This is a genomic window from Bacillus cereus group sp. BfR-BA-01383 (genome assembly GCF_022663495.1).
GTDB classification, from domain to species: domain Bacteria; phylum Bacillota; class Bacilli; order Bacillales; family Bacillaceae_G; genus Bacillus_A; species Bacillus_A cereus_AU.
Window position 1 is genome coordinate 128,058 of the sequence record NZ_JAKUFP010000003.1, and the last position, 24,455, is coordinate 152,512.

Consider the following 24,455-nt stretch of genomic DNA (forward strand, 5'->3'; position numbering starts at 1 on the left):
AAAGTTATAATAAGTAATATAAATAATTTTTTGAAAATTGCATGCAATTGAGTTCTAATTTCAAGATGATGGTAGCAATGTTAACGTATTCCTTTACAAAAAATTTAAAATATAAACATTTTATTAAAAATTTTAACAAAAAAACAAAAAACTATATTCACAATCGTCGTATTATATGTATAATGAAAATTGTAGAAACTTGGAGATTATTCTTTCAATTCTACTTTTTTACAAGTGGGGGCACAGGAATGGCAATTAGGGGAGGCAACACAACATGAAGAAAAAGATACCGTTATTACTTGCATCAACTTTAACTGCAAGTATGTTGCTTGGCGCGTGTAGCTACGAGAAGGATGACGCGAAAGCAAAAGGGAAAGAAAACGCTACTAGTAGTAGTAACGGGAAACAGATTCTTAATCTAACAGAGTTATCTGAAATTCCGTCAATGGATGCATCATTAGCATCAGATTCTGCATCTTCAACAGCATTAAATAATACGATGGAAGGTTTATATCGTACTGGCAAAGATCAAAAGAGAATGCCTGGGGTTGCTGAAGACGTCCAAAAGCTAGATGATGGGAAGAAATACATATTTAAATTAAGAAAAGATGCGAAATGGTCGAACGGGGAACCTGTAACAGCGAAAGACTTTGTGTATTCATGGAAAAGAGCAGTAAATCCAGATACAAAAGCTACGTATTCGTACATTATGTTCGATATTAAAAATGCAGAAAAAATTCATAAAAGAGAATTACCTGCTGACCAATTAGGTGTAAAAGCGATTGATGATTACACATTAGAAGTGGAATTAGACAATCCCGTTCCTTACTTTATTGATTTAACAGTATATCCAGTATTTTACCCATTAAATGAAAATTTTGTGAAATCACAAGGTGATAAGTTTGGTTTAGAGGCAAATACAACATTATATAACGGGCCATTCGTTATGAGTGATTGGAAACATGAACAAAGCTTCCAATTTAAGAAAAACCCGTCATATTGGGATAACAAAACAGTTAAACTTGAAGAAATAAATTTCAATATTTCGAAAAATACATCAACTGATGTAAATTTATATGAAACAAATGCGATTGATCGTGCGGTTCTAACATCGGAATTTGTTGATAAGTTTAGACAAAATCCAGAGTTTGAAACACGAAAAGAAGCTGGAGTTGCCTACTTAAGATTTAATCAAAATAATAAATATTTGAGTAATAAAAACTTGAGAAAAGCAATTTCGATGTCCTTTGACCGTGATAACATTGCAAAAGTTATTTTAAACAACGGCGCAATCGGTGCTTACGGATTTGTTGGAAAAGATTTCGCTGAAGGTCCGAATAAAAAAGACTTCCGTGCTGAAAATGGAAATCTAGTTGAAACGGATGCAAAAGAAGCGAAAAAACTTTGGGAAACAGCGAAGAAAGAGCTTGGCACTGATAAAATCGAACTAGAATTCTTAAGCTTCGATAACGAAGATGCTAAAAAAATTGGCGAATTCTTAAAAGGTGAGATGGAAAAGAACTTACCTGGTTTAACGATTAAAATTAAACAGCAGCCATTTGCGCAAAAAAATAAGTTAGAAGACTCTCAGGAATACGATATGGCGTTTGGTATTTGGGCTCCAGACTTCCCAGATCCAATCTCATATTTAGATATGTTTGTTACGAATGGTTCACAAAATAAAACAGGATATTCTAATCCGAAATATGATGAGCTAATTCTAAAAGCAAAAACAGATACAAAAGATTTACAAGCTCGCTGGAACAACCTTTTAGAAGTAGAGAAAATATTAATTAAAGAGGATGCAGTTATTGCTCCGATCTTCCAAAAAGGTTCAGCATATGTGGTAAAAGGTGCCGTGAAAGATATTATCCCAATTAACTATGGTGGTAAATTAACTTACAAATGGGCATCTGTTGAACAAAAATAATCTTTTTTTCCATCGTTTACAAGGGTATATGCCTATGATGGGCATATGCTCTTATTTTAAAAAATAAAAGTAAGAATATTTCAAACTATCTTATTGCTTTTGAGAAAAACGGGGAGGTGCTTGACTATGGGACGTTATGTATTAAAACGTTTCGTGTACATGGCTTTGACATTATTTTTAATTACTACACTGACTTTCTTCTTGATGAAATTACTTCCGGGTTCTCCGCTGAAAAACCAGGAGAAGTTATCACCGGCACAAAAAGAAATCATTCTTGAAAAATATGGTTTAAATGATCCAGTACCAGTTCAATATGCACGTTACTTAGGTAACTTGGCACAAGGTGATTTAGGGGTATCATTCCAATATGATAACCGTCCAGTAACAGATATGATTGTGGATCGCATTGGACCATCAGCACAACTTGGTTTACAAGCGATTATATTAGGAACATTTATCGGTTTAATTTTAGGAATTGTTGCGGCACTTCGTAACAATACATGGGTCGATTATGGAGCGACAGTCATTTCCGTACTCGGGATGTCGGTACCATCGTTCGTATTCGCCGCATTACTACAATATTTCGTAGGGGTAAAACTTGGTTGGTTCCCAGTAGCGTTCTGGAAAGGACCAGAGTTTACAGTAATGCCTACAATTGCTTTATCGATGGGAGTTATCGCAACAATCGCACGTTTCGCTCGTGCAGAGTTAATTGAAGTTATGCAAGCTGACTACATTTTAACAGCGAAAGCAAAAGGGATTAGCCAAGGCGTTATCATTGTAAAACACGCACTTCGTAACGCGTTAATTCCAGTTGTAACAATTTTAGGACCAATGGTTGCAGGGTTAATTACAGGGACACTAGTTATTGAACAAATTTATGCTGTACCTGGACTTGGGGAACAGTTCGTTAAATCTATTACAGTGAATGACTATACAGTTATTATGGGAACTACAATTTTCTATAGTGCGATCTTCATCGTAGTTATTTTCATTGTCGATATTTTATACGGAATTATTGATCCTCGTATTCGTTTAGCGGGAGGGAAAAAATGATGAAAGATGTACAAAAATTATCTCCAGATTTATTTCAACCAGCCAATCAAAATAATGTTGATAATGAAGTCATTGCCCGTCCAAGCTTAACGTTTTGGCAAGATGTAAGAAGACGTTTGTTCCAACATAAAGGTGCGATGTTTGGTTTCGTATTATTAAGCATTATTGTACTACTAGCAATTTTTGGACCGATGGTAAGTAAACATTCTTATAAAGAGCAGGATTTAGGTCGTGCGAAAATGCCACCGAAAATTCCAGTGATTGAAAATATTCATTGGTTACCATTTGACGGTACAGATCAATATGGTGTTGACCAATATGAAAAACGTGATATTAAAGAGTACTTCTGGTTTGGTACAGATGATCTTGGCCGTGATTTATGGACAAGAACATGGGAAGGTACGCGAGTATCATTATATATCGCTCTTTTAGCAGCAGCAATTGACTTAGTAATTGGGGTTGCATACGGAGGTATTTCCGCATTCTACGGCGGTAGAGTAGATAACATTATGCAACGTATTATGGAGATTATTAACGGTATTCCATACTTAATCATCGTTATTTTAATGGTAATCATTATGGGATCAGGTATATGGTCGATTACACTTGCAATGGCAATTACAGGTTGGATAGGGATGTCGCGTATCGTTCGTGGACAGATCCTAAAATTAAAAAACCAAGAATACGTATTAGCATCTCGTACATTAGGCGCAACGAATACACAATTAATTGTGAAACACTTAATCCCGAACGTAATGGGACCAATTATCGTAATGACAATGTTTACAATTCCAACAGCGGTGTTTGGTGAAGCATTCTTAAGCTTCATTGGTTTAGGTATTCAGCCACCATTCGCATCACTTGGATCTCTTGTAAATGACGGTTATAAATCAATTCAAACGTATCCACATATGATGTTCATCCCAGCGGTTGTCATCAGTATGTTAATCTTAGCATTCAACTTAATGGCAGACGGATTACGCGACGCGTTAGATCCAAAAATGCGTAAGTAAAAGAGGGGAGAAGTAAAAATGAAAACATTGCTAGAGGTAAAAGATTTGCAAGTCTCCTTTGATACACATGCAGGTGAAGTACAAGCTGTACGCGGTGTTACTTTTGATTTGAAAAAGGGAGAAACATTAGCGATTGTAGGAGAATCTGGTTCTGGTAAATCAGTTACTTCTAAAGCGTTAATGGGATTAATTCCGAATCCTCCAGGACGTATTAAAAACGGTGAAATCGTATTTGAAGGTCGTGACTTAACGAAACTAACAGAAAAAGAAATGCAGCAAGTACGCGGTAAAGATATTGCGATGATTTTCCAAGATCCAATGACATCGTTAAATCCAACAATGACAATTGGTAATCAGATTATGGAAGGTCTTATTAAACACCAAGGGATGAGTAAAGCAGATGCACGTAAAGTTGCTGTAGAATTAATCGACCTTGTAGGTATTCCAAATCCAGCAGCTCGTTTAAAACAATATCCTCACCAATTCTCAGGCGGTATGAGACAGCGTGTAGTTATTGCGATGGCGTTAGCTTGTAACCCAAAATTATTAATTGCCGATGAGCCGACAACAGCGCTAGACGTTACAATTCAAGCACAAATTCTAGAGCTTATGAAGGACATTCAGCAAAAAACAGAAGCGGCAATCATTTTCATTACGCATGACTTAGGTGTAGTGGCAAACGTTGCAGACCGAGTTGCGGTTATGTACGCTGGTAAAGTTGTTGAAATTGGAACTGTTGATGAAATTTTCTATAATCCACAACATCCATACACATGGGGCTTAATTGCATCTATGCCAAGCTTAGATGGTTCAGAAGAAGAGCTATATGCAATTCCTGGAACGCCTCCAGACTTATTAAAGCCGCCAAAGGGTGATGCTTTTGCACCACGTAACCCGCAGGCGCTGAAAATTGATTTTGAAATGGAACCACCTTTATTTAAAGTAAGTGATACACACTATGCGGCAACTTGGTTACTTCATGAGCAAGCGCCAGAAGTAAAACCGCCGGCAGTTGTTGAAAAACGCATTCTTCAAATGAAAGCAGGTGAACAACATGACTAAACAACGTGAGAAATTAATTGAAGTAAAAAATGTAAAGCAACACTTCGACGTGAGTGGTGGTGTTGTCAAAGCGGTTAATGATATTTCATTTGATATTTACCGCGGAGAAACATTTGGTCTTGTAGGAGAATCAGGCTGTGGTAAATCAACAACTGGAAGAACGATCATTCGTTTATACGATGCGACTGCTGGTGAAGTGTTGTTCGATGGTGAAAATGTACATGGTAAAAAATCACGCGCAGAACTGAAGAAATTCAACCGTAAAATGCAAATGATTTTCCAAGATCCATATGCATCATTAAATCCTCGTATGACAGTAGGGGACATTATTGCAGAAGGTATTGATATTCACGGACTAGCAAAAAGCAAAAAAGAGCGTATGGACCGTGTTCATGAACTGTTAAACACAGTTGGCTTAAATAAAGAACACGCAAACCGTTTCCCGCATGAATTCTCAGGTGGACAACGTCAACGTATCGGTATTGCTCGAGCACTTGCTGTAGAACCTGAATTTATCATTGCCGATGAGCCAATCTCAGCACTTGACGTATCGATCCAGGCGCAAGTTGTAAACTTACTGAAACAGTTACAAAAAGAAAAAGGTTTAACATACTTATTCATTGCCCATGATTTATCAATGGTAAAATACATTAGTGACCGCATCGGCGTAATGTACCGTGGTCAAATCGTTGAGCTAACAACAAGTGATGAGTTATATGCGAATCCAATTCATCCATATACAAAATCACTATTATCAGCGATTCCGCTTCCAGATCCGGATTATGAGCGCAATCGTAAACGTATCGTATACGATCCATCTCAACATGATTACGGCAACGAAGTACCAACAATGCGCGAGATTCGCCCAGGACATTTCGTACTATGTTCTGAAGCAGAGTATAAGAAATATAAAGAAATCTATCAATAAGAAAAAGAGCCATTCTTCTGTTATGGAAGGATGGCTCTTTTTCTATTATATAAAACATGTATATTATAAACATTCGTCAATAAATTGATATATTCAAAGAATTGCTGGTGGAAATTTCATTTATCATTATTGATACCTTAATCAAACGATTTTTACTGCGCTTGAACAGAAACACTCTCTTCTTGTTCAGGTGGTTTAACAAGCACATAACGTTCCCACGCTCTACTTTTCCAGCGGAAGAACATAATAATTGCCCGCGTCCATTCGTCAATCGCAATCGCTAGCCAAATACCGACTAGCCCCATATCTAAATGAAAGGCGAAAAAGTAACCGAGCGGTAAACTCATTAACACCATAGAGAATGCACCGATTAAAACAGGATATTTTGCATCACCAGCTGCACGAAGTGAATTGATGATGACAATGTTCATTGTACGTCCCGTCTCAAGTAGTACACTTAGTAAAAGAACTGACGCGCCTAATGTAATAATGTGCGGATTATCTGTAAACAGTCCCATTAATTGTGTACGGAATGTAATAACGAGAGCGACCATACATAAAGTTACGCCAATTGCCCATTTTACACTTTTCCATACGCGTTCATATGCTTCATCTTTTTCACCGCCGCCAACAAGGCGCCCGATAATAATTGCAGTTCCCATACCAATCGCAATTGCGAATAAATAAGTGAACATGGAAATGTTAGTAGCGTATTGTCTAGCAGCTAATGAATCCGTTCCTAAATATGTTACGTAATATAGGAAGACAATTTGACAAGCTTGATACATGACTTGTTCAAATGCAGATGGAATGCCAATCTTTAAAATTTTCCCGACGTATTCTCTTGATAAGGTGAAGTAATATTGTAATTTCACGCGGTATTCCATAACGCGGTATAGTAACCAGAAGAACACAATAAGTGCCAGTAGTCGACTGACAGCGGAAGAAATCGCAGCACCTTGCACACCAAGTTCAGGGAAACCAAATTTCCCGAAAATGAGTACGTAGTTTCCGGCGATATGAATAATATTCATTCCAAGTGAAACAAACATCGCTTGCTTTGTAAAACCGTGTACGCGGATAATTGCGGCTAATGAGTTAATGATAGCTTGAAGGAAGATAGCTCCTCCGACGATGGATAAGTAGTTTTGCGCATACGTTAGTACGTCACCTTGTAAGTTCATTGCCATCATCATATGTTTTGAAAATAAAAGAAAACCAGCGCTTATAACGAGCCCGACTACTAAATTTAATGTGACGGCTAATGCTGATATTTTAGATGCCTCCATAAATCGTTTGGAACCGAGGTATTGAGATACGACGATAGCTGCGCCGTTCCCGATAACTTCTAGTACCAAAATAGCGATATGAAGATATTGATTCGCTGCACCAACCCCAGATACAGCATCGTCTGATAATGCACTTAACATGAAAGTATCAGCGATCCCCATCAACATAAAAAGAAAAACTTCTAGAAAAATAGGCCATGTTAATAAGAATAAACTTAATTTCTCTGTCGGCCCGTTTTTGGAGTGAATTGCTGTCATGTCCGTCCCCTCTTTACCGATATCTATTTTTAGCAAAGTGTATCGTAACACACTTTCAGATCCTTTGCACTCATTTTAGCCTACATATTTTTAATATGAATAAACCTTTATTTTATGATAAAAAGGGAGGAATAATTATACGTAGAATATTATAGAATATAAAATTTATTTTTCTCTGATAATTTAGAAAAGTATAAAATTTGGTATTTCTAACACTTTAGTTCAATAAATACGCAGTATGAAACGTTTACAAATTCATTGAGTGTTAACAGAAAATTTTAATAAAATAGAAATATAAATATACAAAAAATATATTTGTGTGTATAATATGAATTATTAGAACATATATATATTTCTTTCTGTTTGAAAATGAAAGGGCTAACATTTTTTGGAGGGGTGGAAGTATGAAAAAAAAGATACCAGTTTTTGTAGCATCAACAGTAGCAATGAGCATGATTTTAGGGGCATGTAGTTATCAAAAAGATGAGCCGCAAGCGAACGCAAAAGGGGATAGCGGGAAAAGCGGTACGAAGCAAGTTATTAACTTAATTGAAACACAAGAGATTCCAACGATGGACCCAGCTTTATCAGCTGATGCAGTTTCTTCGAAAGTAATGAACAACACGATGGAAGGACTATACCGTCTTGGAAAAGATGATAAGTTAGTTCCAGGTGTAGCGAAAGAATTCCAAAAGTCAGAGGACGGTAAAAAGTATACATTTAAATTACGTGAAGATGCAAAATGGTCAAATGGTGAACCTGTAACAGCGAAAGATTTCGTATATGGATGGCAAAGAGCGATTAATCCAGATACAGCTGCAAAATCAGCGTACATTATGTATGATATAAAAAATGCAGAAAAAATTAATAAAAGAGAGATGAGTCCAGATCAATTAGGCGTAAAAGCAATTGATGATCATACATTAGAAGTAGAATTGGATAATTCTATTCCATATCTTGTTGATTTAATGGTCTATCCGATCTTCTATCCTGTTAATGAAAAGTATGTGAAAGAGCAAGGTACGAAGTTTGGTTTAGAAGCAAACACAACACTTTATAATGGTCCATTTACATTAAGTGATTGGCAGCATGAACGTAGCTTCAAGATGACAAAGAGCTCATCATATTGGGACAATAAAGAAGTGAAGCTTGACGAAGTAAACTTTAATATTGTAAAAGATACGTCTACGCCAATTAATTTATATGAAACAAACGCAGTCGATCGAGCGACGTTATTAGCAGAGTTCATCGATAAATATAAAGGAAAACCAGATTTTAAAACGGTAGAAGATACTTCTGTATTCTTCCTTCGCTTAAATCAAAAAGACCCAGCTTTAGCAAATAAAAATATTCGTAAAGCAATTTCGCTTGGTTTTGACCGTAAACCATTCGTTGATACATTATTAAATAATGGTTCTAAGCCAGCGACGGGATTAATTCCAGATAACTTCATTAAAGGGCCGGATAACAAAGATTTCCGTGCTGAAAATGGAGATATTGTAACACCAAATGTGAAAGAAGCGAAAAAGTATTGGGAAGCTGGTAAAAAAGAGCTTGGTAAAAATGAAATTGAATTAGAGTTATTAAATGAAGACGTTGAATTATCGAAGAAAACTGGTGAATATTTAAAAGGTGAGTTAGAAAAGAATTTACCAGGTTTAACAGTGAAAATTAAACAACAGCCATTCGCGCAAAAACTAAAATTAGAAGATGCGGGTGACTATGTAATGTCATTCTCTGGATGGAGTGCAGACTTCCCAGATCCAGTTACATATCTTGATATGTTCGTAACTGACGGGCCACAAAATAAAATGAATTATTCTAATCCGAAGTACGATGAGATTATTATGAAAGCGAAGAAAGATGGAAGCGACGTAAATGCTCGCTGGAAGAACTTATTAGAAGCGGAAAAAATGTTACTTGATGACGCTGCGATTGTTCCAGTATATCAACGTGGTAGAGCATACTTACAAAGAGAAACAATTAAAGATATGTACAATCATAAATATGGTGGCGAAGTAAGCTTCAAATGGGCATCAGTAGAGAAATAAAAAAAAGCAGGTGATTACCTGCTTTTTTTTAATACGTACGTTTCTTATAAATACCTTTCCCGCCAACTTGGTTCCAGCCGGACTGCACATCCAAACTTTTATTAACAAACTTCATCTTTTCTTTTCCGCCAAAGAGTTTTTCACCGATGCTATTTGTAATGACACCAATCAATGCTGTTATTCCGATGATGAGGGTAGCAACAATGATAAAATCAGTAAAAAAAGCGATCATATGCAAATTCCCCCTTTGCCTGTCTCTATGTTTATTGTATGAGATAAAAGGAAAAAAAGAAAGAAATGTCAGAAAAATTTTTCATTTACTTTAGAAATCATGTAGACATGGGAAAGGATGTTTGTTAAAATGAGAACAAATGTTCCTTTTATCTTTCTTCTGTATAGTCTTACATTTCTTAATTGAATTATCAGGGAAAGGTAAGAAAACGTTCTCTCTTTCATAGGGAAAATTATGAGAAAATAACTATATATCATATGAGAAATCTATGAAAAGCGCGTGTTCAAAGGGCTAGATATCGTTGTTAAAGGACAGTTAAAGACAGTGTAATCATGTTACATAGCAGTGGAATACGCGGAAGAGTTTTCTCAACTAGCAGGAAATTTACTGTATATTTCTTGCAAAATCTATTGTATAATGATTATAGAAGTTACTTATTAAAAGTAATTGTTGTTTGTTATAAGTTGTTGCTTACATGAAATGCGATTTTTGCACTTTGCTATAAGACAAGTTATCGCGAAAAATTGCTGAAGTTAGAAATTTAAACTGTAATTAGTACAGAATTTGTACTCTTTAAGGAGAGTGAGCTTTGTATGGTAACATTATATAGTTCTCCAAGCTGTACGTCTTGTAGAAAGGCGAAATTATGGCTAGAGGAAAATCATATTCCTTATACAGAACGTAATATTTTCTCAGATCCATTAACGATTGAGGAAATTAAAGAGATTTTACGTATGACAGAAAGCGGAACGGATGAGATTATTTCTACTCGTTCTAAAGTTTTCCAAGAATTAAATGTAAACTTAGAGTCTTTACCACTTCAAGATTTATATAAGATGATTCGTGACTATCCAGGGATTTTACGTCGTCCAATTATGATTGACGAGAAGCGCCTTCAAGTAGGTTACAACGAAGACGAAATCCGTCGTTTCTTACCACGTACAGTAAGAACGTTCCAATTGCGTGAAGCACAGCGTCTTGTAAATTAATTATAATAATATGAAAACCTTCTACTTATTATAGAGTAGAAGGTTTTTTTTAATGTTTCACATTCCGTAATCGCACTTGTTGAACGATAAAGCCGATGCATAGAACGGTGAAAATGAACAAGAAAGGAATGCCTTTGGTGAAACTTGGGTTGTTGTGAAAAAATGTTGCAAGTCTGTCTTCGTGTGTAACCATTTTTCCTGCTGTATAGGAAAGAATTGCTGCTCCGCAATAAATGAGGAGTGGAAAGCGTTCCATAAGTATTAAAATAAGTTTACTGCCCCAAATAATAATCGGGATAGAAATGAGTAAACCGATTATGACGAGTATAAACCTCCCGTGAGCGGCACCTGCAATGGCAATAACATTATCAAATCCCATAACAAGATCCGCGAATACGATTGTACGCACTGCTTGGAATAAAGTTGTTTTTCCTTGAATAGCAGAAAGATCGTTGCTATTATCAGTTAGTAAATTTACTGCAATTAATGTAAGCAAAACCCCGCCAGTAAGCTGTAGAAATGGAATGTCGAGTAAATAGACAGCTAGTATTGTAAGGAGAATGCGTAGCACAATTGCTAAAATAGTACCGATCAGAATGGCTTTATTTCGTTTTGATTCAGGTAAATTTCGGCTAGCTAGTGCGATGACAATGGCATTATCACCACCTAGTACAACATCGATACCGACAATCATTAGTACAGATGTTAAAAACTCTAAGTCCATTCGTCTGCCTCCATTTATGATGTTTTAATAAGCGAATTATATGTATGTGATGAAGAAAGATTCCTGCATCTTTGGGGACTAAAAACCTTCTCTAATAGAAGTTTCACTTTATTACAGTGTACGGGGGAATGTGGAAATGTATGTCCGAATTTTTTGTGAGTAAGAAATCAATATAATGATATATTTATGTAGATGATCGAGTGAAGATAGGCATATAACTATTTTTGTAAAATAAATCGATTTTATTTCCATTCTGGAGAATCTTATCATAAAATGAAAGTACAAGAATCTATTGATTTGTCATATGAGTGGGGAATCCCTTCATAACAATACTAAGCAGGAAGGGAGAGTTATATTTTGGATATTGAAAGAATTAATGATCATACGATGAAATTTTTTATTACGTACATTGATATAGAGGACAGAGGGTTTAATCGAGAAGAAATATGGTACGACCGCGAACGAAGTGAAGAGCTCTTTTGGGAGATGATGGATGAAGCGCGTGATCACGATGATTTCTTTATTGATGGGCCGTTATGGATTCAAGTGCAAGCAGTCGATAAAGGGATTGAAATACTTGTAACGAAAGCAGAACTTTCAAAGGATGGACAAAAGTTAGAACTGCCGATAGGTGTAGACAAAATTATAGACATTCCTTTAGATGAAGGGATTGAATCCTTATTCCAGCAAGAATTAGTGGAAGAAGTAGAAGAACAAGCAGGAACAACCTTTAATGAAGATGGTACGTTAGGCTTTTTAATTAAGTTTAATGATTTTGAAGATGTCATTTCGTTAAGTCATCGTCTAATCTTTGAGGATATAAAAGATGAACTGCATTCATTTGAGGACCGCTATTATGTATATGTGGAATTCGATGAAGTGCTACATGATGAAGAAGAAATTGATCGTATTTTAAGTATTATTTTAGAATATGGAGAAGAATCTACTTTAACAATTCATCGTGTAAGTGAGTACGGGAAACAAATTGTGAAAGAGCATGCGCTTGAAACAATTCGCAATAATTTTCCGGCTAAAACGTAAGCCGATTTCTGTAGTATGAAATCGGCTTTTTATATGAAGAATAGGAAAGCTTTCTTAGTTAGGAGGTAAGAGATGAAAAATACGTTAAAGCTACTTTTCTTTATCCTACTATTGTTCGCATTATTTGTTTCGCTACGTATGTTTATTGATGTAGCATTTTATTCGGATGTAATTGGGATAAAAGATATTTCGATTTTAGGTATTATTAGTATTGTATTTACCGTATCTGCGTTTTTAATTGGTTGTGTTATTTTCTTAGAAAACCGTCATCCATCTAAAACGCTTACGTGGTTAATTGTACTAGGTATTTTTCCGGTGTTCGGTTTCTTTGCGTATCTTTTATTTGGACAGAACTTTCGAAGGAAAAGAATGTTCCAAAAGAAGGCATTACTAGATGAACAGGCATTTTTACAATATAAGGGGCATGAAGATTATGAAGAGCGAATTTTGCGCAATCATAAGCATCAGGAATTGTTATTTCGTTTAGCAGATCGATTAGGCGCTTTAAATATTTCATTCCAAACTGAAACGAGAACATTAACAAATGGAGACGAAACGTTTCAGGCAATTTTAGATGGGTTAAATCGAGCGAAACACCACATTCATATGGAGTATTATATTGTGCGTGATGACAAGCTCGGTACAGAAATTAAAGATATTTTAATGGAAAAATCAAAAGAAGGCGTTGTCGTTCGTTTCTTATATGACGCAGTTGGAAGTTTTAAATTATCAAACTCGTATATTGAAGAATTGAATGATGCAGGAGTAGAAATGATTCCATTTTTCCCTGTGCGCTTTCCAATTTTAAACGATAAGATTAATTATCGAAATCATAGGAAAATCGTTATTATTGATGGAAATGAAGGGTTTGTAGGTGGATTAAATATTGGGGATGAATATTTAGGGAAGGATAAATATTTCGGTTTTTGGCGAGATACGCATTTATATTTACGTGGTGAAGCTGTTCAAAGTTTGCAACTTATTTTTCTCCAAGATTGGTTTTATATGACTGGTGAGGCTGTGTTAGCCCCTGAATATTTACAAGCAGAGGCAGTCGAGGGCGATCATTGGGGTGGCGTGCAACTCGTTGGAGGTGGACCGGATAATAAATGGGAAACGATTAAACATTTGTATTTTGCAATGATTGCTTCGGCTCGGAAATCAATTTGGATTGCAACGCCGTATTTCATTCCTGATGATGATATTTTATCCGCGTTAAAGGTAGCGGCACTTGCTGGTATTGATGTTCGTTTGTTAATGCCGAGTAAGCCTGATAAGCGCACTGTCTTTTACGCATCGAGATCGTACTTCCCAGAGCTATTAGATGCGGGAGTAAAGATATATGAATACGAAAAAGGTTTTCTTCATAGTAAAGTTGTCATCGTTGATTCTGATTTAGCTTCAATTGGGACAGCAAATATGGATATGAGAAGCTTTCATTTGAACTTTGAAGTAAATGCCTTTTTATATGATACAGATAGTATTCGAAAACTTGTGCAAGATTTTAAAGATGATTTAGAAGAATCAAGTGAAATTCATGTCGATCGTTTTCATAAAAGACGTCTTCATAGACGCATTGTGGAATCGGCGTACCGGTTATTATCGCCTTTATTATAAAAAGAGATGTCCGAAATTGGGACATCTCTTTTTTGAAAAGGAATTTGTAATAAATTGTAGAATATAAGAAATCGAAAGGGTGTGATGACGATGTTTATCGCTAAAAGAGAGAACGGAGAAAAACTTCATTTACTCTACAATCGTGATGAAGAGCTTTTACACCGTATGCGCCAAAAAGAACGATTCTTTTGCGTAGCTTGCGGAAAGGAAGTGTTAATGAAATTAGGGAAACAAAAAAGCTGGCATTTTGCTCATAAGAAAGTGGATTCATGCCTTGCCTTTTATGAAGCGGAATCTATGTATCATAGGCACGGAAAAGAATTGGTATATAGATGGTTAAAACGTCAAAAGTTTCATGTGGATATAGAGCATTATCTTTCAGAAATTCAGCAACGACCAGATATTTTCGTAGAGAGAGATGGCAGAAATATTGCGATCGAATACCAATGCGCCAATATCTCCGTAGAACAGCTGTATAAACGAACGTATTCGTATTGGCAAGCTAGTATACAAGTTATCTGGATTATTGGTGGAAATCAATTAAAAAAACAATCTGCATATTGGATGCAATTCTCCTCACTTCTGGCTTTCTCCTTACAATCTTATCCTCAGCCATTTCTTATTTTTTTCTGTCCAAAACAAAAATCATTTATGAAATGCGCTTTTATCACTCCATTTTCTACAAATGTCTCTTTCTCACATACTATTTATTTATCAATCGATACGACTACTGTTGAAATGCTCTTTTCCCCCGTTTCTTTCCGAAAAGAAAAATTAGAGCAAGAATGGAAGAAAAGGAAGAACTATTTTCGGCAAAATGCCTTGCCGATTTGGAATTATAATTATAAGTCACTATTACGCCTCTTATATCAATATAAGTGTACCCCAGCGAGTTTTCCTTCTGAAATAGGTGTTCCGCTCCCGTCTTTATTTGCTTTTCAAACAAATCCATTTATATGGCAAGCTTTTATATATATGAAGTGTATAGGTAAGCTTGCGGTAGGGGACTGTATTTCCCTTCAATATGTATGTCATAACGTGAAAAAGTATACGAAGAGACGCCTACTACCATATTTTTCGCAACACATATGGAAAGAGGCAGTTACTGAATATATGACCTTTTTATGTTATGACTGAATATATGACCTTTTTATGTTATGTAGGTGTGTTGCATAAAGTAGGTACTTATACGTACCAGAAAATAAGGGATGTAGTTATGTTACAAACAGAGGAAGAAGTTAGGAAACATGATGAAATTTGCTTAACGCATGCACTATCTCTATTTGAGGCAAAGTATAACATGAGAGGAGGAAAAGGGGATATAATAAAGACTGATCGTGAAGGAATTACATAAGAAAAAAACGAATTGTACTTAAGTAGAGATATTTAAAGGAGGGCTTAAAGAATGGCTGAACAAAATAGAGTAAAATCATTACCAGATCGCAATGAGATTGAAGAAGCAAACACATGGCGATTAGAAGATGTTTTCCAAACAGATGCAGAATGGGAAAAAGAATTCCAAGCTATTAAAGAGCTATTGCCAAAGTTAACTGAATTTAAAGGGAAGCTTGGCGACTCTGCAGACAATTTGCTTGAGGCATTGCAATATGAAGATGAAATTTCAATGCGATTAGGTAAGCTATATACATATGCACATATGCGTTACGATCAAGATACAACAAACTCTGTGTATCAAGCATTAAATGATCGCGCAACAAATTTATATTCACAAGTATCTAGTAGCACAGCTTATATCGTTCCTGAAATTTTATCTATTTCAGAAGAGACGCTACAAACTTTCTTACGAGAAAATCGAGAGCTAAGTGTATATGAGCATGCATTAGAAGAAATTACACGTCAACGTCCGCACGTATTATCTGAAGCTGAAGAAGCGCTATTAGCAGAAGCATCTGAAGTGATGAGTGCATCAAGTAATACATTTGGTATGTTGAATAATGCGGATTTAAAATTCCCATCTATTAAAGGGGAAGATGGAGAAGAAGTAGAAATAACACATGGTCGTTATATTCAATTTTTAGAAAGTGATGATCGTCGTGTGCGCGAAGATGCATTCAAAGCTGTATATGAAACGTACGGAAAATATAAGAACACTTTTGCAAGTACGTTAAGCGGAGCTGTGAAACGTAATAATTTCAATGCACGCGTTCGTAAATACGATTCTGCACGTCAAGCTGCATTAAGTAATAATAATATTCCTGAAGCGGTGTATGATCAACTTGTTGAATCGGTAAATGATAATTTACACTTACTACATCGCTACATTGATATTCGTAAGCGTGCCCTAGGTCTTGATGAGCTTCATATGTATGATTTATATACACCACTTGTACCAGAAGTGAAAATGAATGTGAAGTATGAAGAAGCGCAAGAAATGTTATTAAAGTCTTTAAATGTACTTGGTGATGAGTATGTTGATATTTTGAAAGAAGCATATGAAAATCGCTGGGTAGATGTGTATGAGAATAAAGGAAAAAGAAGCGGAGCATATTCATCTGGGGCATACGGAACAAATCCGTATATTTTAATGAACTGGCATGATAATGTAAATAACTTATTTACACTTGCTCATGAGTTTGGTCATTCGGTGCATAGTTACTATACAAGGAAGACACAACCGCACGTATATGGAGATTATTCAATCTTCGTTGCAGAAGTAGCATCAACTTGTAATGAAGCACTTCTAAATGACTATTTATTAAAAACGACAGAAGATAAGAAAGAGCGTCTATATTTATTAAATCACTATTTAGAAGGATTCCGTGGTACTGTATTCCGTCAAACGATGTTCGCAGAGTTTGAGCATATTATTCATAAGAAAGTACAAGAAGGACATGCTGTTACGCCAGACATGTTAACGGAGATCTACTACGATTTAAATAAGAAATATTTCGGTGACGCTTTAGTAATCGACGAAGAAATTGGCTTAGAGTGGTCTCGTATTCCGCATTTCTACTACAACTACTACGTATATCAATACGCAACAGGATTTAGTGCGGCAACAGCACTATCTAAACAAATTTTAGAAGAAGGGCAACCAGCAGTAGAACGTTACATTAACGAATTCTTAAAAGCAGGAAGCTCTGATTATCCAATTGAAGTGCTGAAAAGAGCAGGAGTAGATATGGCATCTCCTGAACCTGTAAAAGAGGCACTACAAGTATTTGAAGAGAAATTAAATGAATTAGAAGCGTTATTATTTGAAGAGAACTAATGAGAAAAGACGAGGGATTTTATCCTCGTCTTTTTTTGTTTAGCACATGTTTTAAAAAGTTAACTATGTCGATATTTGTCGAAAATAAAGAGGATATTTCTTTACTTTTTCTAAATTAGAAGACAGTTTTACAGTTGGTTTTTGAAGTTAAAACCCTTTAAATCGTTTTCTATGATTGAAATAGGAAAGAGCGATGACGATGACTCCAAATAAAAGAGGCAAGGCAATAATTTTAGGAAAAGCTTGTAGTAGAGAGAGAATATACAAGAAAAAAGAAACAAGGATACATAAAAAAATTAGTAACATATAGGATTTTTTTATGAAAAACACCTCCTAAAGAGCTTTTATATAGCTTATTCAAAAATGAAAACGTTTAGAATGTGACAAAAGTGTGAAATTCGACAAAAGGGGTTGTCATCTGACGTCGAATCTTGTAATATAATAAGCGTGAACGAATTCACATACAAACATATACCCCTTTGTTTGAACGTGAAAATTTCTCCCATCCCCTTTAATATTTTTATAAGCCGTAAAGAAAAAGACCTGGTGTTTACACCAGGTCTTTTTCTTTTGCTATCCATTTCCAATACCGTTCGCACTTTACTTCAACCATTTGTACTTTTCGTTTCAGTTGTAATTTTTTTAGTTCGCGCTCAATTTCTTGCTGCGAGCAGTCGTATATAAATGCTATTTCTTTTGAAGAGATAAATTGTGTTGCTTCTAGTAACACCTCTAAAGGTGGTAACGGTTCTGGCTCAATTTCACATTTTACAAGTTCTTTCAATAATTGTACGTATACGTCATAGGAATAAGTTCCAGCGATTTTAATACCTTCTTCATCTGAATTCGCATGAAAAAATACGAGGGAAGGTATCTCTGTAATATGCATCTCATTTGTGAATTTTAAATCACATTGGAAAGCTTTTTTTGCACTGGCGGAATGTAAATCTTTTTTGAATTCTTCTACATCAATATTGCTATCTTTCGCACATGCAAGTAATAATTCGCAGTCAGGGTTCGATACATTTTCAAGGAAAATGTATTCTTGGAGTTTGCGCAAAAACTTCGAACCTGCTTTTCGGCCTTGCAACTCCGCTGCCTTAATTGCCATCGAAACTAAATATGGTGTTGATGATGCTTCTTGCATATGTACCTTTCCATCACATGAAAAACCTTGTAAACTTGTTGTCTTTTCCCACACAAATCGAATATTAGCAGGTTTATTCCATTTGTGTGAGGAAGCGTTCGTTCCGTCCACTTTTCCTGTTACGATATGACGAATAGAGAAGTATTTCCCGTATTCGAGCCATAGTTTAATAATAAATGGCTCGATTTCCCAGCAATCTTTACAAAGTGGATCAATAAATAAATATGCTTCTACAGACTTATGCTCACATGCGGAAGGAGAGGGCATATTGATATGCTTTGCTTCCTGCTTATCCATTACACTTCACCTGTTTCGTTTGGAGTATTAACCATATGCTGAGCAGTTAATGCTAAACGCTCAAAAACAAACTCTCTTATATGACCATGCACTCCTGTATCATCCATTGCTTGCTCCATACATGATAGCCAAGCCTCTGCTCGTTTTGGAGTAATCTCAAACGGAAGATGGCGTGCTCTTAACATAGGATGACCGTGTTCTTCAGTGTACAAATTAGGACCACCTAAATATTGTGTTAAAAATTGTTTCTGCTTCCTAGCGGTTTCTGTTAAATCATCCGGGAAGATGGGAGATAAGTCAGGGTGTTTACTCACATAGGAATAAAATGTATCCACTAATATTGCAATGCATTGTTCACCGCCAATTGCTTCAAATGGTGTCATCGGTTGCTTGCTCATCCTTTATAAACTCCTTTTTCCATGAAATGTATATCTATTGTAGCAATGGAATGTTATGAAGAGCAACTAAACAGCCTTCATAACATTCTTTGCTTATTCTATATGTTATAAATGAATCTTTTACTTTTTTAAGTGAGACGTATCCACCAGTAAAACGTATTCACTAGTGGAATTTTCACTTTAGCGTGCTTTGTTTTGTTTGGCAAGGAAAAAGCGTTTTACTTTGTTATTTGTATGGCGAACTGGTATGTTATGTTGCTTTAATAAATTCATAAATGCGGCTTTACCAGTTTCCTCATCTTGTACTTCATATTCGATTTCATAATCATCGTGATTGTAATAGAAACTATGGTCAAAGACAAGTGTTCCGCCTTCAAATAACGTTTCTGCTCTTTCTGTTGTTAAATTGCCCATATACGTTAAAGAGGAAACTGGAATTTGTAATTTGTGTAGTTGGTCTACTACATCCCCTTGAATGATTGTGTTTGTTTCCATCATCAATCTTGCTTCATCTGCTGTTACGACTTGGTGCGTTTCTAATAAGCCGATTTCCGCAGGCTGTTTCAATGTTAATGTATAAGTTTCACCTTTATGACGAATACGAAGTGCAGAGCCAGTTTCTTTTAACGCGAAGCCTGGTGTTTCAAAGTAGTGATTCACTTGTTTTGTAAATGCCTCAATCGAAAACGATTTACATAATATGTCGAATTCTTCTTCTGTAACTATATTTTTAAATTCAATTTCAATTTCTTGTGTCATTGTATGCGCTCCTTTTGAAAAATAATTCTTTTCACATTATCGCTTTTTCGCAAATTTGGTTCAATGTTTTATTTGTTTGCGTCCATGTTATGATACAATAATACTGTTAAGTAAGACAGGAAGTTGAGATGGAGGAGTTAGAGCATGCAAAATAAAATTCAAGTTAAGAGCGTAGAAAAGAGAGAGAATGCTCTTATTTTTTGTGCAGAAAATACTGAAATAGAGGTAAAGGAGTTAAGTGCGCGTAATCACGTACTTGTAGACTCAGACAATTTATCATTTTTATATATCTTAGAAAACGAGTCATCTTTCATTTATGTAAGCATTCCGCATACATGCTGGGAAGCAATGCATGAAGCGATGAATAAAGATGCAGCAATGTTTATTCACGTGAATGATGTTGAAATGGAATTAGAAGGATTAAAAGAAGAAGTAGAATATTTAGTTGAAAATATTGAAGGTAATGCAAATTACGGAGAAGAATTAGTAACTGCTGTAGAAAAAGTATTTCTATAAGCAAATGGATTGATTTTGGTGGTGGTTGAAATGAATCGAAATTGGGAAGAATTTTTAGCACCTTACCACCAAGCGGTGGCAGAGCTGAAAGTGAAACTAAAAGGAATGCGTACACAGTTTGCAATGTTGACGGAGCATTCCCCAATTGAGTTTGTAACTGGACGAGTGAAATCAGTTGCGAGTATTATCGATAAAGCGGAAAAAAGAAATGTACCGTTAGATCGATTGAGAGAAGATATGCAGGATATTGCTGGTCTTAGAATGATGTGTCAATTCGTGGATGAGATTAAGCCTGTTGTAGAATATCTTCGAAAACGAAATGACTTTGAAATCGTGGAAGAGCGTGATTATGTCACGCAAAAGAAAGATAGCGGTTATCGCTCTTATCACGTTGTCATTAGCTACCCTGTTCAAACGATACAGGGAGAAAAAAAGGTATTAGTAGAAATACAAATACGTACGCTAGCAATGAACTTTTGGGCAACAATTGAGCATTCTTTAAATTATAAATATAGTGGGCGTTTTCCTGAAGATATTAAAATACGCTTACAACGTGCAGCAGAAGCGGCATTTTTATTAGATGAAGAAATGTCTTCTATTCGTCTTGAAATTCAAGAAGCGCAGAAGGCTTTCTCAAGAAAGCAAGAAACGAAAGATTCCGAATCATAAACTAAAGGGTGTTGGGCGATGAAATTTACAATTATGTCAAAGGGAGATCAGTCATCAGATACACTGGCAAGCACGATGAAAGAATACTTGCTAGATTTTGGATTTACAATGGATGAAAAGGAACCCGATATTGTAATTTCTGTTGGGGGAGATGGAACTCTTTTATATGCGTTTCATCGCTATTATAATCGATTGGATGAAACAGCATTTGTGGGTGTACATACAGGGCATTTAGGTTTCTATGCAGATTGGTTACCGACAGAAGTAGAGAAATTAGTAATTGCAATTGCTAAAACACCATTCCAAGTGGTGGAATATCCACTTTTAGAAGTGATTATTCGCTATGTGAATGGTAGTAAAGAGTCACAGTATTTAGCGATGAATGAAGCGACTGTAAAAAGTGCAGAAGGTACATTAGTAACGGAAGTGGAAATACGCGGAGAGTATTTTGAAACGTTCCGCGGTGATGGTCTTTGTATTTCTACGCCTTCAGGAAGTACTGCGTATAATAAGGCACTTGGCGGGGCAATTATTCACCCTTCGATTGAAGCGATTCAGATTGCAGAAATGGCATCAATTAACAACCGTGTGTTTCGTACCGTAGGCTCACCGCTCGTATTGCCGAAACATCATACATGTGTGTTGAAGCCGGCTGCAGGAATGAACTTGCAAATTACGGTGGATCATTTGACGATGGTTCATCAAGATGTGAAATCAATTCAGTATCGCGTTGCAAACGAGAAAGTACGATTTGTTCGTTTCCGTCCGTTCCCGTTCTGGAAACGTGTCCGTGACTCGTTTGTTGCAGATAAATAGAAGGGGTTTATATATTTGAACAGGTTTACATTAAAATGGGATATAGGACCGGCTGAAGAAGGAACTTTAGTTAGGGAATTTTTGAAAACGAAAGGAATTTCTAAAGCCGCTTTAACGGATATAAAGTTTCATGGCGGAGCAATTGAAGTAAACGATCAACATGCGAGCGTTCGTCATCAGTTACAAGCTGGTGAAGAGTTACGTGTCTTTTTTCCAGTCGAGGAAAGAAGCGAAGGGATGATTGCGGAAAATATCCCTTTAAGCATTGTATATGAAGACGATGCAGTTCTTGTCATCGATAAAGAAGCGAACATGTCAACGATTCCGTCTAGAGAACATCCGGTAGGGAGTATTGCCAACGCGCTTTTATCCCATTATGATAAGCAGCATCTTGCAAGTACGGTGCACATTGTAACAAGGTTAGATCGTGATACTTCAGGGCTTATGCTTATTGCAAAAAATCGTTTTGTGCATCATCTATTATCGAAACAGCATCAACAAAAAGCTGTGAAACGAACGTATGAAGCAGTCGTTCATGGAGAGATGATAGAACGAGAAGGAACGATTGACGCACCGATTGGACGAAAATCGGATAGCATTATTGAGCGAACAGTTTGTGAGGATGGACAGAGGGCAGTTACTCACTTTAGAGTAATTAAGAGCTCATCTCATAAGACGCGTGTATCGCTTGAACTTGAGACAGGAAGAACGCATCAAATCCGTGTGCATATGGCGCATATAGGTCATCCGTTACTTGGCGATGACTTATATGGAGGAAGAAGGGATGAAATGAAACGACAAGCACTTCACAGTACAACTTTGACGTTTTATCATCCTATTTTAGAAAAGGAAATGTCTTTTACTACAACGATTCCAAGCGATATGCAAGAGTTACTAAGGCATACTTAAAAAGGGAACAAAATTCTTACGCACTGAAGAATTTTGTTCCCTTTTTTCTTAGCGGAATAATATTAAAATTTGATTATCACCCGTACGCTTAATAACGAAAAATCCACTTTCAGCTTTTGTAGCAATGCCGTCATCATTTGGACGACAATATCCATGTGTTTCGCAAGTCCCATCATCACGTACTAACATTTGTCCAATTAATCCGACAGGAAGCCACTCAGTACGGTCTTTTCTTGCTATATACTTACAAGCTGGATCCCATTCTGTATTTAAAAGTGGTTGTATTTCATGTGTTTCTGTACGTACATATTGACGCTTTCCAAAGTTATCGGTTTTATAGCGTTTTTGCCAACTTAAAGCACCGCTATTTCCTATAAGAGCTGGGGTTGCACTAGATATTCCTAAAATGAATGAATCGTTTGAAGTAGCTATTCGAATTTTTTCGTCGCTACTAAATGTAACGAAATAACCGACATCAATAGGGCTGGGATCTGCCGTCTCAAACATTTGTGCAAAATCCGTTCCGCCCGCATTGTAAGAAAAACCATCAATATACATTTCTCCGTTATGAGCAAGCCATTTTGCACCTATATTATGATCAGTTTCATTTGTCCCATTTGCAATAAACCAGGAATAAGCTTCTTCTGCTGTACCAAATTTGCCCATAATATGGCTACCTGCAAAATGAGCCGTTGATGTATGATTACCTTCCGCATGAGATGAGAATCCGTTAGCAATCGTTGCGGTTCCTTCTGCATGTGCTGCTTCACCGAAAGCAATCGTATGTTTACCTTCCGCATGGGCATAAGAGCCGCCTGCTGTCGTTTCATTACCTTCACTATGCGAACTATGTCCGGTTGCTTTTGTTTTTGATCCTTCTGCATGAGAGAAAGGACCTTTTGCGTGTGTTAAGAGTCCTTCTGCATGTGACCCCATGCCCTCTGCATGAGATTGAAGCCCTTCTGCATATGCATATCGGCCTCCTTTTTTAACTTTCGTATTTTCAGGTGTAGGGGCCTGAATTATAATCGGTTTTTCCGCAGATATATCATTTGATGGAGCTAATGCTTCTTTTATTTTTTTTACTTGCTTTATAATAGCGGCTGGAATTTCTGGTTCTATTTTTTTATTTATTGCTGCAGGAATGTTTTGTTCCGTATTTTCCTTTTCTTCTTCAGAATGCAGTACTTGTTCATTGTGATTAGAGAGATGTTTATTTTTTTGCTGCATCTTTATTTTTCTACGATTGATTATGCGGCTCATTACAGCATTTTCTAAAGAGACATATTTTGTTTTATCTTTTATTTTTTTTGATGACTCTTGTTCTTCAAGTTCTTCTATCGCTGCAGCTCGAATGCCGCACCAGTTGTTAATTCCGTATATGGGCAGATATAAAGGGGAGAATTTTCTTTTTTGTTTAGAAGATTTTTTCTTCATACTGTCACCTCCTGCGACAGTATATGCCGCACAATGAAAAAAAGATGCACTTTATCGCATCTTTTTTAATTGCTTCACCCAGTTT

The 24,455-nt window shown here is 36.2% G+C and carries 22 protein-coding genes and 1 pseudogene; 16 read left to right on the forward strand and 7 right to left on the reverse strand.

The genetic code is table 11. The features are described from left to right. Positions 1-65 precede the first annotated feature (65 nt). From MR065_RS27570 to MR065_RS04570, 6 genes are all read left to right on the forward strand, one after another. Positions 66-278, forward strand: a complete 213-nt coding sequence (locus MR065_RS27570) for a hypothetical protein (RefSeq protein WP_098269028.1) — start codon at positions 66-68, stop codon at positions 276-278. Next, entirely contained in the window at positions 275-1,930 is a 1,656-nt protein-coding gene (locus MR065_RS04550) for a peptide ABC transporter substrate-binding protein (protein WP_098269029.1), read from the forward strand. The genes MR065_RS27570 and MR065_RS04550 overlap by 4 nt, the downstream gene beginning before the upstream one ends. Positions 1,931-2,056: 126 nt before the next feature. Then, positions 2,057-2,986, forward strand: a complete 930-nt coding sequence (opp3b, locus tag MR065_RS04555; RefSeq protein ID WP_097903967.1) for an oligopeptide ABC transporter permease — start codon at positions 2,057-2,059, stop codon at positions 2,984-2,986. Continuing rightward, positions 2,983-3,999, forward strand: coding sequence for an oligopeptide ABC transporter permease (gene opp3C / locus MR065_RS04560; RefSeq protein WP_097903968.1), 1,017 nt, complete (start codon positions 2,983-2,985; stop codon positions 3,997-3,999). The genes opp3b and opp3C overlap by 4 nt, the downstream gene beginning before the upstream one ends. An 18-nt stretch (positions 4,000-4,017) precedes the next feature. Further along, positions 4,018-5,061 (forward strand): ABC transporter ATP-binding protein, encoded by a 1,044-nt coding sequence (locus MR065_RS04565; protein WP_097903969.1) that lies wholly within the window; start codon positions 4,018-4,020, stop codon positions 5,059-5,061. Next, positions 5,054-5,989: an ABC transporter ATP-binding protein gene (locus MR065_RS04570; protein ID WP_097903970.1), complete on the forward strand. Its 936-nt coding sequence runs from the start codon at positions 5,054-5,056 to the stop codon at positions 5,987-5,989. The genes MR065_RS04565 and MR065_RS04570 overlap by 8 nt, the downstream gene beginning before the upstream one ends. A gap of 152 nt (positions 5,990-6,141) precedes the next feature. Here MR065_RS04570 and MR065_RS04575 read toward each other — a convergent pair whose 3' ends face one another. Beyond that, on the reverse strand, positions 6,142-7,587 hold the full coding sequence (locus MR065_RS04575) for an MATE family efflux transporter (RefSeq protein ID WP_242212660.1): 1,446 nt from the start codon (positions 7,585-7,587) through the stop codon (positions 6,142-6,144). Between the two features lie 353 nt (positions 7,588-7,940). Here MR065_RS04575 and MR065_RS04580 point away from each other — a divergent pair, with 353 nt between their 5' ends. Beyond that, positions 7,941-9,587: a peptide ABC transporter substrate-binding protein gene (locus MR065_RS04580; protein WP_242212661.1), complete on the forward strand. Its 1,647-nt coding sequence runs from the start codon at positions 7,941-7,943 to the stop codon at positions 9,585-9,587. Positions 9,588-9,615: 28 nt separating this feature from the next. Here the strand turns inward: MR065_RS04580 and MR065_RS04585 are convergent, their stop codons facing one another. Next, on the reverse strand, positions 9,616-9,819 hold the full coding sequence (locus MR065_RS04585) for a hypothetical protein (protein WP_000559981.1): 204 nt from the start codon (positions 9,817-9,819) through the stop codon (positions 9,616-9,618). Between the two features lie 593 nt (positions 9,820-10,412). Here MR065_RS04585 and spx point away from each other — a divergent pair. Beyond that, positions 10,413-10,808: a transcriptional regulator Spx gene (gene spx, locus MR065_RS04590; RefSeq protein WP_000258267.1), complete on the forward strand. Its 396-nt coding sequence runs from the start codon at positions 10,413-10,415 to the stop codon at positions 10,806-10,808. A 49-nt stretch (positions 10,809-10,857) separates the two neighbouring features. On the opposite strand, the gene MR065_RS04595 is transcribed toward spx, so the two are convergent. Continuing rightward, positions 10,858-11,532 (reverse strand): TerC family protein, encoded by a 675-nt coding sequence (locus MR065_RS04595; RefSeq protein WP_097903974.1) that lies wholly within the window; start codon positions 11,530-11,532, stop codon positions 10,858-10,860. 357 nt (positions 11,533-11,889) lie between these two features. On the opposite strand from MR065_RS04595, the gene mecA reads away from it, so the two are divergent. The 4 genes and pseudogenes from mecA to pepF all read left to right on the forward strand — a co-directional run bounded on the left by mecA (position 11,890) and on the right by pepF (position 17,422). Beyond that, positions 11,890-12,573 (forward strand): adaptor protein MecA, encoded by a 684-nt coding sequence (gene mecA, locus MR065_RS04600; RefSeq protein WP_098990997.1) that lies wholly within the window; start codon positions 11,890-11,892, stop codon positions 12,571-12,573. A 72-nt stretch (positions 12,574-12,645) separates the two neighbouring features. Further along, entirely contained in the window at positions 12,646-14,190 is a 1,545-nt protein-coding gene (locus tag MR065_RS04605) for a cardiolipin synthase (RefSeq protein ID WP_242212662.1), read from the forward strand. 81 nt (positions 14,191-14,271) lie between these two features. Further along, positions 14,272-15,544: pseudogene (locus MR065_RS04610) on the forward strand (competence protein CoiA). A 51-nt stretch (positions 15,545-15,595) separates the two neighbouring features. After that, positions 15,596-17,422 (forward strand): oligoendopeptidase F, encoded by a 1,827-nt coding sequence (pepF, locus tag MR065_RS04615; protein WP_242212663.1) that lies wholly within the window; start codon positions 15,596-15,598, stop codon positions 17,420-17,422. Positions 17,423-17,972: 550 nt separating this feature from the next. Here pepF and MR065_RS04620 read toward each other — a convergent pair. From MR065_RS04620 to MR065_RS04630, 3 genes are all read right to left on the reverse strand, one after another. Then, complete coding sequence (locus tag MR065_RS04620; RefSeq protein WP_242212664.1) at positions 17,973-18,866, reverse strand: ClpXP adapter SpxH family protein; 894 nt, start codon at positions 18,864-18,866, stop codon at positions 17,973-17,975. After that, on the reverse strand, positions 18,866-19,264 hold the full coding sequence (locus tag MR065_RS04625; RefSeq protein ID WP_000043382.1) for a globin domain-containing protein: 399 nt from the start codon (positions 19,262-19,264) through the stop codon (positions 18,866-18,868). The genes MR065_RS04620 and MR065_RS04625 overlap by 1 nt, the downstream gene beginning before the upstream one ends. A gap of 180 nt (positions 19,265-19,444) precedes the next feature. Then, positions 19,445-20,023 (reverse strand): CYTH domain-containing protein, encoded by a 579-nt coding sequence (locus tag MR065_RS04630; RefSeq protein WP_242212665.1) that lies wholly within the window; start codon positions 20,021-20,023, stop codon positions 19,445-19,447. Positions 20,024-20,167: 144 nt separating this feature from the next. On the opposite strand from MR065_RS04630, the gene MR065_RS04635 reads away from it, so the two are divergent. From MR065_RS04635 to MR065_RS04650, 4 genes are read left to right on the forward strand one after another with little or no spacing between them, the layout of a single operon-like run. After that, positions 20,168-20,539, forward strand: coding sequence for a UPF0738 family protein (locus MR065_RS04635; protein WP_097903981.1), 372 nt, complete (start codon positions 20,168-20,170; stop codon positions 20,537-20,539). A 30-nt stretch (positions 20,540-20,569) separates the two neighbouring features. Then, positions 20,570-21,208 (forward strand): GTP diphosphokinase, encoded by a 639-nt coding sequence (yjbM, locus tag MR065_RS04640; protein WP_001081480.1) that lies wholly within the window; start codon positions 20,570-20,572, stop codon positions 21,206-21,208. Positions 21,209-21,226: 18 nt separating this feature from the next. Next, on the forward strand, positions 21,227-22,024 hold the full coding sequence (locus tag MR065_RS04645; RefSeq protein ID WP_000673196.1) for an NAD kinase: 798 nt from the start codon (positions 21,227-21,229) through the stop codon (positions 22,022-22,024). Positions 22,025-22,039: 15 nt separating this feature from the next. After that, entirely contained in the window at positions 22,040-22,933 is an 894-nt protein-coding gene (locus MR065_RS04650; protein ID WP_242212666.1) for an RluA family pseudouridine synthase, read from the forward strand. Between the two features lie 48 nt (positions 22,934-22,981). Here the strand turns inward: MR065_RS04650 and MR065_RS04655 are convergent, their stop codons facing one another. Beyond that, positions 22,982-24,370, reverse strand: a complete 1,389-nt coding sequence (locus MR065_RS04655) for a peptidase G2 autoproteolytic cleavage domain-containing protein (RefSeq protein ID WP_242212667.1) — start codon at positions 24,368-24,370, stop codon at positions 22,982-22,984. Between the last annotated feature and the right edge of the window lie 85 nt (positions 24,371-24,455).